This window comes from Gemmatimonadaceae bacterium (assembly GCA_035606695.1).
Lineage (GTDB): Bacteria > Gemmatimonadota > Gemmatimonadetes > Gemmatimonadales > Gemmatimonadaceae > JAQBQB01.
Genome location: DATNEW010000027.1, coordinates 168829 through 184692, shown reverse-complemented (window position 1 = coordinate 184692; position 15864 = coordinate 168829). Strand labels below are relative to the sequence as shown.

Annotated in this window: 9 protein-coding genes; 3 read left to right on the top strand and 6 right to left on the bottom strand. The window is 64.1% G+C overall.

Annotated elements, in window-relative coordinates; all coding sequences use genetic code 11:
- The first annotated feature begins 9 nt into the window (after positions 1–9).
- Positions 10–1026, top strand: a complete 1017-nt coding sequence (locus VN706_14065) for a lysylphosphatidylglycerol synthase transmembrane domain-containing protein (GenBank protein HXT16760.1) — start codon at positions 10–12, stop codon at positions 1024–1026.
- Between the two features lie 39 nt (positions 1027–1065).
- On the opposite strand, the gene glgP is transcribed toward VN706_14065, so the two are convergent.
- The 6 genes from glgP to treZ form a co-directional block, all read right to left on the bottom strand.
- Positions 1066–2781, bottom strand: coding sequence for an alpha-glucan family phosphorylase (gene glgP / locus VN706_14060; GenBank protein ID HXT16759.1), 1716 nt, complete (start codon positions 2779–2781; stop codon positions 1066–1068).
- Positions 2782–2890: 109 nt separating this feature from the next.
- Positions 2891–5485 carry a malto-oligosyltrehalose synthase gene (gene treY, locus VN706_14055; GenBank protein ID HXT16758.1) on the bottom strand — a complete coding sequence of 865 codons (2595 nt, stop codon included), beginning with the start codon at positions 5483–5485 and terminating at the stop codon, positions 2891–2893.
- Positions 5472–7601 carry a 4-alpha-glucanotransferase gene (gene malQ, locus VN706_14050; GenBank protein HXT16757.1) on the bottom strand — a complete coding sequence of 710 codons (2130 nt, stop codon included), beginning with the start codon at positions 7599–7601 and terminating at the stop codon, positions 5472–5474. The genes treY and malQ overlap by 14 nt, the downstream gene beginning before the upstream one ends.
- Positions 7601–9922, bottom strand: a complete 2322-nt coding sequence (gene glgB, locus VN706_14045) for a 1,4-alpha-glucan branching protein GlgB (protein ID HXT16756.1) — start codon at positions 9920–9922, stop codon at positions 7601–7603. Before glgB ends, malQ begins: the two co-directional genes overlap by 1 nt.
- Positions 9915–12038, bottom strand: coding sequence for a glycogen debranching protein GlgX (gene glgX, locus VN706_14040; protein HXT16755.1), 2124 nt, complete (start codon positions 12036–12038; stop codon positions 9915–9917). The genes glgB and glgX overlap by 8 nt, the downstream gene beginning before the upstream one ends.
- Before the next feature lie 14 nt (positions 12039–12052).
- Positions 12053–13981, bottom strand: coding sequence for a malto-oligosyltrehalose trehalohydrolase (gene treZ / locus VN706_14035; GenBank protein ID HXT16754.1), 1929 nt, complete (start codon positions 13979–13981; stop codon positions 12053–12055).
- 95 nt (positions 13982–14076) lie between these two features.
- Between treZ and VN706_14030 the strand changes: the two genes are divergently transcribed.
- Both VN706_14030 and VN706_14025 read left to right on the top strand, forming a co-directional pair.
- Entirely contained in the window at positions 14077–14613 is a 537-nt protein-coding gene (locus VN706_14030) for a GNAT family N-acetyltransferase (GenBank protein ID HXT16753.1), read from the top strand.
- Between the two features lie 62 nt (positions 14614–14675).
- A complete protein-coding gene (locus VN706_14025) occupies positions 14676–15539 on the top strand; it encodes a neutral zinc metallopeptidase (protein ID HXT16752.1) in 864 nt (287 codons plus the stop codon).
- Positions 15540–15864: the final 325 nt, after the last annotated feature.

Here is a 15864-nt window from a genome sequence, read left to right as displayed (position 1 = left end):
CCTCGCGGCATGACCTGGAAGCGCTGGGCTTTTACCATCGCGTCGTTCATCGCGGTGATCGGGGTGTCGGCGTACTTCATCGTGAGCTGGTGGCGTGCGGGCAGCGCCATCGGACTGCCGCTGCGCGCGCACGCGCTGGCGATCGCCGCGGTCGTGATCGAGATCCTCACGCGCTCGCTCAAGATCACGTGGAGCGCGAAAGCCGCGAACATCGAGCTGCGATTCACCACGGCACTCCGCACGACGTTGGCCGGTGATTTCGGTGCGTCGATCACGCCGGCGCGTTCAGGGGCGGAGCCGGCTCGTTTTCTCGTGCTCGCGGAAGCCGGTGTGCCGACGCCGAGCGCCCTCGTCGTGTTGTTCGCCGAATTATTTCTCGAGGCGCTGTCGCTCGGCACGGTCGTGTTGGTCGTCGCGATCGTGTTCAGGCACGCGGGAGTGGTGCTCGGCGCGCTGGTCGGCGTGGTGGGCGGGTATGCCGGGTTCGTGATCGGCATCGCGGTCGTGGCGGTGACGTTGTCGCGCCGCCACGTCGGCGACGATGCTCCGCGATGGGCGAGGCGCATGTGGCTCGGCGGCCGGCGGTGGGAGCTCATTCAGCGCTGGTTCGCGCAGGTCCGCTCGACAGTGGACAGCGTGAAGCACATCGACATGCGCTGGGCCGCGGCGTCGTATACCATGTCCGTCGTTCACGTCGCCATGCGTCTTTGCGTGTTGCCGGCATTGGTGCTCGGCGCCGGAGCGTCGGCGCCGCTTGCGCCGCTGGCATTGTGGCCGCTCGGATTGTTGTATGGCGCGGCGGTAGTGCCGGCGCCGGGCGGCGGCGGCGCGGTCGAGCTGGCGTTTCGCGCCGCACTGGCCGGCGTGATCGGGCCGGCGCTGTTCGCCGCGGCGTTGCTCTGGTGGAGGTTTTACACTTTTTACATCTACATCGTCCTGGGCGCCGTCGTGGCGGGCGGAACGGCGATCAGGGCGGTGCGAAAGACCGCGGAGATGGAAGAGCAGTTCGAGGAGGCTACGGCCTAAAGGCTAAGAGCGAGTGGAAGCGGCGAATGGAAACGCGGCTTACCCCACCGCGACGGCAGCCGGCTCGGCATACGGAAAGTACGCATTGCGAACGTATTGCTCGACCATGCGCTGGGTGTTGAAGAACGACCCGTTGATGGCGATGGACGACCGCATCACCTCGGCGTACGCGAACGGCAGCCCGTAATAGAGCGGCAGGATGACCCGTTCGAGCTTTAGATAAATCTCATTAGCATCCTTTGATTGATCCCCTTCGGGATCGAGGCCGCCGATCGACCAGCCGGTCACGCCCTCGACGTGGCCCTCGATCCACCAGCCATCGAGCACGCTCAGGCTCGGCACGCCGTTGAGCGCCGCCTTCATGCCGCTCGTGCCGCTCGCCTCCAGCGGCTTCATCGGATTGTTGAGCCACAGATCGACGCCCGCCACCATCCGGCCCGCGATCTCCATCTCGTAGTTCTCGACGTACACCACCGTGATCGTCGCCGAGATCTCGGCGGCCGCGGCGTGAATGCGGCGAATGAGATCCTTGCCGCCCGAGTCGTTCGGATGCGCCTTGCCGCCGAACACGATTTGAATCGGGCCCACGGCGTTCGCCATCTCGACCAGCCGGTTCGGATCGCTGAACACGAGATCGGCGCGCTTGTACGGCGTGGCGCGACGCGCGAAACCCAGCGTGAAGACCTTGGGATCGAGCGTGACGCCGCTGCGTTGGGCGATCGCGTCGATCATGTCCTTCTTCGCCTCCGCATGTGCGGCGCGAATGTCCGGCAGCGGAATGCCGACGGCATAGCGGAGATAGAGATTGTCGCTGCGCCACTCGGGAATGCGCTTGTCGAACAGCCGCTGAAACGCCGGCGCGGCCCACGTGCCCGCGTGCACGCCGTTGGTAATGGCGTCGATCGGAAAATTCGGAAACATCCCTTGCGACACTTCGCGATGCTTCATCGCCACGCCGTTCACGAAACGCGCGAGGCGCAGGGCGAGGTGTGTCATGTTGAGCATGCCCTCATCGAGACAATGCGCGGCCTCGAGCAGCGCAACTTGTTCGTCGCCCAACACGCCACGGACCATATCGTTCGGAAAGCGATCGTGGCCCGCGGGCACCGGCGTGTGCGTCGTGAACACGCAATGCCGGCGAACTTCCTCGATGTCGCTCTCGTCGAGCTCGAACGACTTGCGCCCGTCGAGCTGCCACTCGAGCAAGCACAACGTGAGCAGTGCCGAGTGGCCTTCATTCAAGTGATACGTCTCGGCCGGGCAGCCAAGCGCGTCGAGCAGCGCCGCACCGCCCATGCCGAGCACGACTTCCTGACAGAGTCGGTAGTGGCTGTCGCCGCCGTAGAGATAGTCGGTGAGCGTGCGATCCCACTCGCTGTTCTCGGGAAGCTGCGTGTCGAGGAGATAGACGGGAAGCTCGTATCCGCCGTGGCCTTTCACGGTGAACTTCCACGCGCGCAGATGCACCGTGCGTCCTTCGATCTGCACCGAGGCCCGTGCATCGACCAACTCCAGCATGTCTTCAGGCCGCCAGATGACGGGCTGTTCGGTCTGATTGCCCTGCTCGTCGAGATGCTGCTCGAAGTAGCCTTTGCGATGGAGCAGCGTGATACCGACGACCGGTACGGCGAGATCGGCCATCGAGCGCAGCGTGTCACCGGCAAGAACGCCGAGTCCGCCGCTATAGGTGGGGATTGCCTTGTGGAGTGCAATCTCCATCGAGAAATAAGCGACTGTCGACGACGAAGTGTTCATTCAGGCCTCGGCAAGCAAATGAAAAATGGCGTTGCCCCGAGTATTTCGTGCCAGCGGAACGGATCAGCCTGGCGCAAGGAGGGAGTGCGGTGAGACGAACGACAGCAACCTAGTTTGCGAGCACAGCGGTTGGAAGCGCTGAGAGCAGAGGAGCGATGCGAATTTCGCGCGTCGCTGCGATCCGCTGCGATCCGAGTTGCGAGCTCCATTCGATACCCTGCAACTCGGCCGGAAGCTCCACCGTCGTGTTTCCCCACCATTCTTCCGGTGTCGACGTGGCAAGCGTGCACAACAAGCGCCCGGCGATCGTGACGCAGTGAGTCGTTCCGAGGCTGCGCACGAATGCGACCACGTGTGCGGCGCGTGCGCCGGTCACGATGAGCGGGCGATACACTCCTTCCGCGAACAACTCGGGGTTCGAGCGGCGCACCTGCAACAAGGCGCGCGTGAGCCCGAGCTTGGTCTGGTTGTCGAACGGGTCGAGCTGCTCCGGCAGCGGCTTCGAGAGAATCTTGGCGCGCATCGCATAGTCGACCGGTCGCCGATTGTCGGGATCGACCAGGGCGAAGTTCCACGCTTCGTCGCCCTGGTAGATGTCGGGCACGCCGGGCGAGGTCAGATGCAGCGCGATGCGTGAGAGTGAATTCCACGCGGCGGGTAGCGCGATACGCGACACGAAGCGCGCGACGTCCGACAGAAACGGCGCGTCATCGCGCGGCTCGAGCACGGCGGCGATGAATGCTTCCATCGCCTTTTCGTACTCGGCGTCGGGATCGACCCAACTCGTGCGCGTCTTCGCTTCGCGCACGGCTTTGATCATGTACTGCTTCAGTCGCTCGCGCGCCGCGTCGCGCCAGGCACGGTCGGGAAGATCATCCACGCGTCGTGCAGCACGCGGGGCCGGCCAGATCGCCACGAGCATTTGATACAACAAGTATTCGGCGTTGGTATCCGGAGCCATGCGGCCTTTGACCGGGCGACGATGCTTGTCGTTCAGACGACGCCACCGTTTGACCGCACGCACCCATTCGCGTGGCGACTCCGAGATCACGTCGAGGCGCGCACGCACGTCCGCGCTGCGCTTGGTGTCGTGCGTGTTCGTCGTGATCAGCGCGCTCGGCCAACGCTCGCGGCGCTCGATGTTGGCGCGATGAAAGCGCCCGACGACGTCGTCGAGCGGGCGATCTGGCCCGCCACCGACTTCGTTGCGCGAGGCGAGCGGCTTGTACTGATACAGGGCCGTGTCTTCAACGCCCTTGGCGGTTGCCGGCCCACTGACTTGTTGCAGGCGTTGCACGAACGCGAGACGCTGGTCGGGTGCGGCGCCGGAGACGTTGTCGAGCAGAACGTCGGCGATGAACGCGATGATCGCGGCACTTTGCGGTGCATGCTCCCGCGCGTCGCAGGATGCTGCGTCAACGAGCGCACGGTCCGCTTGCTCGATTTCGGGCCGGCCATCGATGTACGTCCGATACACTGGCAGCGACGCCATGAATTCGGTCAGCGCGGTCGCAAGCTCGGTCGGTGACCACCGATGTCCTCCGCCGCGCGCGATCGGTTGCAGGCGCGTTGCAAGACGCAGTACCTCCGCGCGCATTGCTCCATTCAGGACGGCGATCTTGCCGGCACGCGCGAGATCGTGAAACGTCGTGGCGCCAAACCGCCGCATGCGACGATACGTCGAATCGATCTCGGCGTACCCCGGCGCGTCGAGGAACACGTCCTCGAGATCGTTGAGGAATTCGTATCCCGTCGTGCCTTGAATCGGCCAGTCCGTTCGCAACTGCTCGCCCGGCGACAGGATCTTCTCGACGACGATCGGCGTCGTCGGTCCGACGGCGTCACGAAGGCGGCCGAGATAGGCGCGCGGGTCGAGCAGGCCGTCGACGTGATCGACACGCAGCCCGTCGACCACGCCGTCGCGCACAAAGCCCAGGATCAACTCGTGCGTCGCGCGGAAGACGTCCTGGTCTTCCATGCGCAGCGCGGCGAGATCGTTGACGTCGAAGAAGCGGCGGTAGTTGATCTCCGTTGGGCCACGACGCCAGAAGACCAGCTGGTAATGCTGAACGTCGAGGAGCGCGCGCAACCGATCGCGTCCCGCGGTCCCGGAAAAGAGATCGGCGAGCTCGCCGGTTTCCTCGGGATCGATCGCGGCGAGCTGCAGCTCGGGTGGTAATGACGCGGGATCGACGGGGAACGATTGCCCGAAGTACACAACGCGCGGTGTCTCGCCTTCCTGAACTTTCACCGAGAGCTCGCCGCGCTCCAGCACGTTCTCGAGCTCGTCACCCAGGACGGGCAATACGAGCTTGTGCTGTGGGTGCGCCGACCACGCGATGTCGAACCACTTCGCGAAGCGCGACCGCTCGCCGTACGTGAGGACGTCGTCCCAGTAGAGGTTCTCGGGTCCGATCCCCATGTGGTTCGGCACGATATCGACGACGAGCCCCATGTCACGCGCGTGAAGCGCGCTTGCGAGATCTCGTAAGTCCGCTTCAGTGCCGAGCTCGGGGTTGACGCGTGTCGGATCGACGGTGTCGTAGCCGTGCATGCTGCCGCGGCGCGCCGCGAGGATTGGCGAGAGATAGAGATGCGAGACGCCGAGCGATGCGAAGTAGTCGAGCTGCGCGCGCGCCTGCGCGAAGGTGAACTTCGCGTTCATTTGAAGGCGGTATGTCGCCGTGAGCTTACGGCCGGACACCGCGTCTCCCGTCACAGCGCATCGCGATCGCGGCCGTCTCGCTCGTCATGATGATCTCGAGCGGCTCGCGCATCTTGCGCGTCCAACTCGGGAACTTGTCGGGACCGACCCCGGGAACGTTGACCGCGTCCGTTTCGCCCGCGACGTCGTCCAGCGACAGCCCAACGAGCTGCGCGGGCGAGCGACACAGAAACCCGTGCACCGCCGCGCGCAACTCGGCCGACGTCGGCGACACGTGGTCTTCCGGCAGCACGCGCTCCTCGGACAACCGTCGCAGCAATTGCGCGCGATCGACCTCACGGTCGGCACGCGCCTGGTCGGCGTCGTCGTCACTCTCGATGAGCCCTACGCTCCGCCGGACGTCGATGTCGCGTCCCTGCCAGAAACCCGCGAGCGTCGGCATGTCGTGCGTGTTCGCGGTCGCGAGCGACAGGCGCGGATACTGGGCGCCCGGACGGAACGAGCCATGGTCACCGCGCTCGAAGTACAGCACCTTCGACGACAACACGCCCCATTTATTCAGCGCCGGAGGCACGTCGGGCGGTACGGTGCCAAGGTCTTCGCCGACGACGATCGCGCGATGACGCACGCTCTCCAGTGCGACGATGCCGAGCAAGTCGTATGACGGTGAGCGCACGTACGCCCCGTCGGCGCCGCTCTTTCCTTCTGGAATCCAGAAGAGGCGAAACAGGCCCATCACGTGATCGATCCGCAACGCACCGGCATGCCGAAAGCCACTGCGTATGAGATCTATGAAGTACGCGTAGCCGTTGCGTTTGAGTGCGCGCGGAAAGATCGGCGGCAGGCCCCAATTCTGTCCCGTGGCGGAATACGGGTCGGGCGGCGCGCCGATGCTGACGCCGCGCACGAACAGCTCCGGAAACGCCCACGCATCCGCCCCGCTCGGCGACGTGCCGATCGCGAGGTCCTGATAGAGGCCAATGCGCATCCCCGCCTCGCGCGCGGCGACGCAGGCATCCCCTAACTGCCGATCCACCTCGAACTGCAGCCATCGGTGATATTCGACGCGCTGAGTCAAGCGCGTTCGCGCGGCTTCGACCGCCGGGCCGCGCGCATCGCGCAAGTCGTCCGGCCACCGCCGCCAATCGCCGCCGTGCTCTTCGGCGAGCGCCATCCACAGCGCGAAGCGCGTCAATGCGGGCTCGTTGGCTCGGCAATACGCCTGGAACGCGCGCGCGCGATCGCCGTCACGCGATTGCGAATCAAAGAACCGGAATGCCGCATCGAGCACGAGGCCCTTGACCGCCATCACCTGCGCGTAGCGCACGTCGCGCGACTCACGCAGCGCCTCGCCCTCGGTCTGGAACTCCGGCGATGCAATTCGCTCGCGCAGCGCCGCGTCGGCGTGCACCTCGGGAACGCGCGCCGGATCGATATAGATCGGGTTGCGAAACAATCTACTGACGGGACTGTACGGACTGATCTCGTGGCCTCGGTTCATCAACGCGTGCAATGGATTCACGCCAACGAAATCCGCGCCGACCGAGCCGCTCCATCGCGCCAGGGTCGCGAGATCAGAGAGATCGCCAACACCCCAATTCGTCGTGCTGCGTACCGTATAGAGGTTCGCGATTACGCCGAACGCATTGTCGCCGTTCAACAGGTCATCAGGAACCACGCAGCGTGAAGGCACGACGATGAGCCGCTGCTCGGCACTCCATTCGCTGCCGCCGGCATTCATCGAGAGCCGCAGCGTGTGGTAGCCGAGTGGCAGCTCGGGGAGACTCAGCTCGATGGTTGCGTCGCCGCGCCACGGCCCTTCGGTCACCGCACGCTCGCCATTCTCGAGCACCACCTCGAGCCGCCATGGACCGCTGCTGGCGCGCGACGCCGGCGCACGCACGCGAACCCGGCGCGCGTCGTCGCCGTCGATCTCGACGACGCGCACCGGATCGATGAGCGCGTCGCGTTCTTCGGCATCCAGTGCCGCGAGTGTCTCGCGCGCCGCGTCGTCGCTGCTCGCGTCGAGTCCCATCGCCGCGAGCAGCAACCGCCGCGTCTCGTCGCTCGCGACGCGCGTCTCTCGGCCAGTCTGGTCGACGTACTCGGGAATGATGCCGGCGCGATCGGCAAGCTCGCGAAGCGCTGAGCTCATTAGCGCGCTGGTTTCAGAATCAACGCCGCCAACGGCGGAAGGGTGACCTCGAGCGACTGCTCGTATCCATGAAAGCCGGACCGCTGCGTCTCGAGCTCGGATGCCGAGCCGTAGCCGCCGCCGCCCCACTCCGCATCGTCGCTCGACAACGCGATCCGATATGGTCCCGCGGACGGCACACCAATGCGATATCGCTCGCGCGGCACCGGCGTGAGATTCAGCACGACGACGGCGTGCGCGTCACCGGCGCGGCGGACGTACGATACGACGGAGTTCTCCTTGTCGGCCACGTCGATCCAACTGAAACCATCCCAGCTGTGGTCCTCGCGCCAGAAGGCCGGTTCCTGCTTGTAGACCGACGCGAGACGACTGACGAAGCGCTCCATGCCGGCATGCCCGGGGTAGTCGCGCAGATGCCAATCGAGACTCGTGTCGTGATTCCATTCCGTCCACGGCGCGAGCTCGCTTCCCATGAACAGCAACTTTTTGCCGGGCCGCGTGAACATGTACGTATACAGCACGCGGAGATTGGCGAGCTTCTGCCAATCGTCGCCCGGCATCTTGTGCAGCAGCGAACCCTTGAGGTGCACGACCTCGTCGTGCGACAGCGGCATGATGAATCGCTCGCTGTACTCGTAGAGCATCGCGAACGTGAGCCGGTCCTGATGAAAGCGACGGTGCACGGGATCGCGCGCGAAGTATGCGAGCGTGTCATGCATCCAACCCATGTTCCACTTGAAGGTGAATCCGAGTCCGCCCTCGTTCACCGGCGTCGTCACCCCGGGCCACGCGGTGGATTCTTCGGCGATCGTGACGCACCCCGGCGCGTCGGCGGCGACCGTTTCGGTGAATTGCCGCAGAAAGTCGATCGCCTCGAGATTCTCGCGGCCGCCCTTGGCGTTGGGAATCCATTGCCCGGCTTTGCGACTATAGTCGAGGTACAGCATCGACGCGACGGCGTCCACGCGCAGGCCGTCGCAGTGAAAGTCGTTCAACCAGTACAGCGCGTTGGCGACGAGGAAGTTTCGCACCTCATTGCGCCCGTAATTGAAGATGAGCGTTCCCCAATCGGGATGCTCGCCCAGCCGCGGATCCTCGTGCTCGTAGAGCGCGGTGCCGTCGAAGCGGCGAAGCGCGTAGTCGTCTTTCGGGAAGTGCGCCGGCACCCAGTCGAGAATGACGCCGATGCCGTGCTGGTGCATCACATCGACGAAGTATCGAAAATCGTCGGGCGTACCATACCGCGATGTCGGCGCGTAGTACCCGCTCACCTGATAGCCCCACGATCCGTAGAACGGATGCTCCATGATCGGCATCAGCTCCACGTGCGTGAACCCGAGATTCCTCACATGCTCGGCGAGCCGCGGCGCGATCCCACGATAGGACAGCGCGCGATTACCGTCTTCGGGAACGCGCGCCCACGAGCCGAGGTGTACTTCGTAAATCGAAAGGGGCGAGCGAACGAGATCCGTCTTGCGGCGCGACGACATCCACGCGTTGTCGCTCCACTCGTAGTTGTCCTCGAGCTGCACGATCGACGCGGTCCCCGGCGCCTGCTCCTGCTTTGCCGCGAAGGGGTCCGTCTTCACGCGAATCAATCCTTCGCGGGTCAGCAACTCGAACTTGTACAACGCACCGGGCTGAATTTCAGGGACGAACAATTCCCACACGCCGGAGCTGCCCAGCATGCGCATGGGAAAAATTCGGCCGTCCCATCCGCAGAAATCGCCGACGACACTCACGCGCTTGGCATTCGGCGCCCACACGGCGAAGCTCACGCCGGACACGCCGTTTTCCGTGCGTACGTGCGCACCAAGCTTCTTCCACAACGCGCGATGCGTGCCCTCGTTGAAGAGATGGAGATCCATCTCGCCGACCGTCGGCAGGAAGCGATACGGATCGTCGCGCTCCCACACCGCCCCGTCGTGATACGTAAAGCGCAAGCGATACGCGAACGGCGGCGTCATTCCCGGGATGAAACACTGATACAAATCCGACAGGCCTTCCGCGATGCGCTCCAGCTCGACCGAGCGCCCGTCTTGCAGCACGCACTCGACGCGCTTCGCGTTCGGCGCAAGCGTTCGCACGACCGCGCCTTGCTCGCCGAACAGCGTCAACGGATGCGCGCCAAGGAACGAATGCGGACTCGCGTGGTCGCCATTGATCAAACGCTCAATGTCGGCGCGGGAGATTTCCGTCGCGGCGCGCTCCGGGGCAGCGACGGCGGCCACCGCTTTCTTTGCCGCGCTCTTTCTGGGCGCGGCCTTTTTTCTCGGGGCGCGCGGTTTCGCGTCGTCCGTCGGTTTCTTTTTCTCAGCCATCGGTCATTCGTCTGTTCTCGCCATAGCGCAGCAGCGCGAGCGAGTAGGGGGAAACTTCGACCTGCCCCGTAATGACGCGCAGCTCGCGATGCGCCGCGTCGATCATCTCGGCCCACATGCCATCGCCTTCGATCGTCGGCATCGTGAACGCGATTGCCTGATCGGTGGCGTTGGTGATCAACAACAGCGTGTCGCCCTTGATCGGACGGCCGCGATCGTCCGTCTCATCGGTGGATTCGCCATAGATGAGCATGCCGAGCGCGTGGTTCTCGCCGTTGTGCCAGTCGCCGTCATTCATTTCCTGTCCGTCGGGCCGAATCCAGCAGAGATCCTTCGGCCCACCCTTGAACGTTGGTTCGCCGCTAAAGAAGTGCCGCCGCCGTAACACGGCGTGGCTGTGCCGCAGGTTCAAGCACTTCCGTGTAAACGCCAGGAGCTGTTTGCGCCGCTCATCGAGATCCCAGTGCATCCAGGTGAGCTCGTTGTCCTGGGCGTACGCGTTGTTGTTGCCGGACTGCGTGCGTCCGATCTCGTCGCCGTGCGACAGCATCGGTACGCCTTGCGAGAAGGCTAATGTCGCGATCAGGTCACGCATCAGGCGGAATCGCATGTCGAGGATCTTGGAATCGTCAGTTTCGCCCTCGACGCCCCAGTTGCGGCTGATGTTGTCGTTGTGTCCGTCGTTGTTGTTCTCGCCGTTCGCCTCGTTGTGCTTCTGCTCGTAGCTCACGAGGTCGTACATCGTGTAGCCGTCGTGTGCGGTAATGAAGTTCACGCTGGCGTACGCGCCGCGGCCGCTCGGCTCGTAGATGTCGCTCGATCCGGCGAGCCGCGACGCGAGCTCGGGCACGTAGCCGGGATCGCCCTTCCAGTAGTGGCGAATGACGTCGCGGTAGCGGCCATTCCATTCCGCCCACCGAATCGGGAAGTTGCCGACCTGATAGCCGCCGGGTCCGACATCCCACGGCTCGGCGATGAGCTTGACGTTCGCCAGCGTCGGATCCTGATGGATGATGTCGAAGAACGATGAAAGCTTGTCGACGTCGTGCAATTCCCGCGCGAGCACCGGCGCCAGGTCGAAGCGAAAGCCGTCCACATGCATGTCGTTCACCCAGTAGCGCAGCGAATCCATGATGAGCTGGATGGTGCGCGGGTGCTGCATGTTGAGACTGTTGCCGGTGCCGGTGAAATCCGTGTAGTACCGTTTGTTCGGCGCGAGCCGATAATACGCCTGGTTGTCGATGCCCCGCAGCGAGAGCGTCGGCCCAAGATGATTCCCTTCACCGGTGTGGTTGTACACGACGTCGAGAATCACTTCGATCCCCGCCGAGTGAAGCGTCTTCACCATGCTCTTGAACTCGTACACCTGATTGCCGAGCCCCTTGGCGGCATAGCGCACGTCGGGCGCAAAGAAGCCGATCGAGTTATAGCCCCAGTAGTTGGTGAGGCCGCGCTCCGCGAGATGGCGATCGACGACGAACTGATGCACCGGCAGCAGCTCGATCGCGGTAATTCCGAGACCGAGGAAGTACTCGATCATCGGATCGCTGCATAAGCCCAGATACGTGCCGCGCAACCCTTCCGGGACGTCGGGGTGCAGCTTCGTCATCCCTTTGACGTGGCACTCGTAGATGATCGTGCGATTCCACGGAATGTGCAGCGGACGGTCGTCTTCCCACGTGAACGCGGGATCGATGACGACCGACTTCGGGACGCCGCCGGCGCTGTTGTCGGGATCGGGCTCGAGATCCTCGTCCGAACTGCCGACTTTGTACGCGAACAACGCGTTGCTCCATTTGATCGACCCCGTGATCGCCTTCGCGTACGGGTCGATGAGCAGCTTGGCGGGATTGAATCGATTGCCGGCATTCGGATCGTATGGCCCGTGCACGCGGAAGCCGTAAAACTGTCCGGGCCGCACGTCGGGCAGGTAGCAATGCCAGACCTGGTCGGTGCGTTCACGCATCATGATCTTGTCGGACTCCGTGCCGTCGTCGGCGGCGCTGAACAAGCAGAGCTCGACGCCGGTGGCGTTCTCCGAGAAGATCGCGAAGTTGACTCCCTGTCCGTCCCATGTGGCGCCGAGGGGATAGGGATTGCCTGGCCAAACGCGCATTTAGTATCTCTTAACTAGTAATTTGTGATTGCCGCATAGAGCGCGGCGGTCCACGGCGGCATGCGCACCGAGCGCCGGCTGGCATCGCGCTCCGGTTCGAGGAGCCGGCGCGGCGCGCCCGGCGCCGGACCGGCCGCAATCGCCGGAACGACCTCGTCCGCGCCGCCGTAACCGGACGCATCCGTCGACAGACGCAGGGTCCATGCGCGCGCATCGGGCGCCGGTACCGGGACATTCACCGCCTCTCCCGAACAGTTGAAGACCGCGAGTAATTCACCCCAACCGCTTCCCGCGTCGTCGTCGAGCGGCTCCCGAAGCAAGGTAATCCAGCCGGGGTCGCCATCCGCGACCGACACGCGCGCGCCGTCGGGCCGCAGCAGCGGCTCTTCCCGTCGCAGCGCAAGCAGGTCGCGGTACACCATGAGAAGTTGCTGATGTTCGGCGACCTGGCGCTTTGCCCAGTCGATGCGCGACCGCTCGAACGTTTCGCGCGCCTGCGGATCGGGAACGGCGTCGCCCCAGCCGAAAGTCTCGAATTCCTTGCGGCGGCCTTCGCGAACCGCGGTGGCAAGCGCCTCGTCGCCGTGGCTGATGAAGTAGTGAAACGGATTCGTCTCGCCGTACTCCTCACCCATGAAGACCAGCGGGACGTAGGGCGAAAGTAACAGCAGCGCCGCGGCGAGCCGAAGCTGCGCCGGCGTCAACGTGCGCGATAGCCGGTCGCCCTCGGCGCGATTGCCGACTTGATCGTGATTCTGAATGGCGACGACGAACCGCCGGCGCGGAAGACCGACCGAGGATCCGCCGTGGCGCCGGTGGCGATGCCGTGAGAACCGTCCGTCATAGACGAATGGCTCCCGAAGCGACGCGGCGATGGCGCTCACGCCACCGAAGTCCGCGTAATAGCCGTTACGCTCGCCGGTGAGCGCCGCGTGCACCGCGTGATGGAAGTCGTCGCTCCACTGGGCATCGAGTCCGTATCCGTACGCGTCCGGCGAGCGAATCAACTTCGGATCATTCAAGTCGCTCTCGGCGATCACCACGACGCCGCGCCCGAGACGAGCCGCCTCGTCGTGCACCGAGGTGCTGATTTCCTGCAGGAGATGCAGCGCGCTGAAATCGAAGATGCCATGCACCGCGTCGAGCCGCAGTCCGTCGACGTGGTACTCGGTCACCCAGTACAACGCATTGTCGACGATGAACCGGCGCACCTCGTCGGAGCCCGCATCGTCGTAGTTGAGCGCCCGGCCCCACGGCGTTTTGTATTTCTCGGTGAAGTACGGACCGTACGCGTCGAGATAGTTGCCTTCCGGTCCGACGTGATTGTAGACGACGTCGAGGATGACGCCAAGACCCACGGAGTGCGCGGCGTCGACGAGCTGCTTCAACTCGTTCGGACCGCCGTAGCTCTGCTGCACGGCGTACAATCCGACGCCGTCATAACCCCAGTTGCGATCGCCGGGAAATTGCGCGACGGGCATGATCTCGATCGCGGAGATGCCGAGCGATTTGAGCTCGACCAAGCGCGGAACGATCGCCGCGAACGTGCCTTCCGGCGTGAACGTGCCGACGTGCAATTCGTAAATCACCAATTCGTCGAGCGCGACGCCGCGCCACGCCACATCGGTCCAATGGAACGCGTCCGGCCGAATGACGCGCGAGGCTCCATGCACACCTTCGGGCTGCCACCGACTCACGGGATCGGGCAGCGCGCGTCCATCGTCGTGCACGAACGTGTACTCGGCATTCGCGCCGACGTTCGGCACCGTCACGCTCCACACGCCACACTCTCCGGCGGCGCGCGCCAATACATGATCGCGCGCGTTCGATCCACGACCGATGCGCACGCGCGGCTGCTTCGCACGCGGCGCCCACACGGAGAATCGAACCGAATTATCTGGCTGGAGCTGGGCCCCTCGCTGCAGGGTCCAGAGGTCGTTCATGAGCGGCGTCGTGGGTTGGATGGACGCAGGGAAGGAGCAAGAGACGCGCCCCAATCGTTGGTGCGTCAATCGTCCGGTCGAGTACAAATTTCATCATGCACAACGATACACCGACTGGCGTTCGGCTGCGTCGAGCGACCACCGATGACGCCGCGCTCCTCTCACGCCTCGGCGCGCGATTGTTCGAACAAACCTTCGCCGCGGCCAACACCGCCGACGACATGGCCGCGTATCTCGCGCAGACCTTTCATGCCGACGCGCAGGCTGCCGAGCTCGCCGACGACCGATGCCGCGTATGGTTCGCCGAAGACGATGCTGGCGAGCCGATGGGTTATGTGATGCTGTGGCGCGACAGCCGCACGGAATCGGTGGATGCAAAGCATCCCGCGGAAATTCAGCGCATTTACGTCGACCGACCCTATCACGGACGCGGCGTGGCCAACGTGATGATGCGGGCGTGCACCGTTCAGGCGCGCGAGTGGTCGTGCGACGTTCTGTGGCTCGCGGTCTGGCAACGGAACCCGCGCGCGATCGCGTTCTACGAGAAGTGCGGGCTTCGGCGCGTCGGGGTCAAGACATTCCAGTTGGGGTCGGATCTGCAGCACGACTACGTCATGGCGCAAAACTTGTGATTCTCCTGCGTTCGACTGCAGTCGAGCGAACCGAACTGACGGGAGATAACGGGAGATACGGGATGCGGTGGACACCGGGCGGTGAAAGCGGAAACATCGAAGACAGGCGCGGCTCGAGCGGCGGCGGCTTCGGCATGGCGCCAATGGGAATTGGTGGAACGCTGGTGCTCATCGTGTTGAGTCTCATCTTCGGACGCAACTTCGTGGGCGGCGGCGGTGACACGAATCCGGGCCCTCAACAAACGGCGAGCGGCGACGTCGCGCCGGCGCAGCAGTCGCCCGAAGAGGCACGCGAAGTCCAATTCGTGTCGTTCGTGCTCGACTCCGCGCAAGCGGTGTGGTCGCGCCTCGAGCCACGCGCCTTCGGCCAGCCGTGGCATGATGCGAAGCTCGTGCTCTATCGCAACGCGACACAGACGGGATGCGGCGTGGGCCAGGAGACGATGGGACCGTTCTATTGTCCGAACGATGAGAAGGTGTATATCGACCTGGCGTTCTACGACGAGTTGCGTACGCGGTTCGGCGCGCCGGGTGAATTCGCGCAAGCGTATGTGCTTGCCCACGAACTGGGGCATCACGTGCAGCACATCAATGGGCTCGATCGCCAAGTGCGTCGGTTACAGCAGTCGAACCCGGGCGAGGCGAACGCGCTGTCGGTGCGGCTGGAGCTACAGGCGGACTGCTACGCCGGCGTGTTCGGCCACGAAATGCAGAATGAGAACATTCTCGATCCCGGCGACATCGACGATGGGTTGCGCGCGGCGTCGGCGGTCGGAGACGATCGGCTGCAACAGCAGGCGACGGGGCACGTGAACATCGATTCGTTCACGCACGGGTCGTCGGCGCAGCGATCGTCGTGGTTCAGGAAAGGGTTTGATTCCGGGGATCCGAAGGCGTGCGATACGTTTGCGGACGTGCGAGGATAAGGTGTCGTCGCGCCCGGGCCGTTGACCACGGACAAACGGCGGACAACGGCGGACGGGCACGGAGACGGCGTGAACTGCAGTTAACGACCGTTGTGAAAATCTTTCTAGAAATCCCTCAGGATGCTTCGAGCTGCAAAGCATCCCGAGGCTGTTCAAAAAGAATCAGTTCTTTCTTAGGAACACCCTCGGGCCGCTTCGGTTCTTGAAGCCTCCCGAGGGTGTTCTTAAAAAAGGTCTCTAAACGGCAGTTGACCGCAGTTGACGCGGTCTCCGTGCCCGTCCGCAGTTGTCCGCCGTTTGTCCGTGGTAGGCTTTTTATCTTCCC

Excerpts from the sequence above, each read along its gene's own strand:
- treZ (HXT16754.1), bottom strand. The coding sequence starts at position 13,981 with ATGAACGACCTCTGGACCCTGCAGCGAGGGGCCCAGCTCCAGCCAGAT.
- glgB (HXT16756.1), bottom strand. The coding sequence starts at position 9,922 with ATGGCTGAGAAAAAGAAACCGACGGACGACGCGAAACCGCGCGCCCCG.
- VN706_14025 (HXT16752.1), top strand. The coding sequence starts at position 14,676 with ATGCGGTGGACACCGGGCGGTGAAAGCGGAAACATCGAAGACAGGCGC.
- VN706_14065 (HXT16760.1), top strand. The coding sequence starts at position 10 with ATGACCTGGAAGCGCTGGGCTTTTACCATCGCGTCGTTCATCGCGGTG.
- malQ (HXT16757.1), bottom strand. The coding sequence starts at position 7,601 with ATGAGCTCAGCGCTTCGCGAGCTTGCCGATCGCGCCGGCATCATTCCC.
- glgX (HXT16755.1), bottom strand. The coding sequence starts at position 12,038 with ATGCGCGTTTGGCCAGGCAATCCCTATCCCCTCGGCGCCACATGGGAC.
- VN706_14030 (HXT16753.1), top strand. The coding sequence starts at position 14,077 with ATGCACAACGATACACCGACTGGCGTTCGGCTGCGTCGAGCGACCACC.
- glgP (HXT16759.1), bottom strand. The coding sequence starts at position 2,781 with ATGAACACTTCGTCGTCGACAGTCGCTTATTTCTCGATGGAGATTGCA.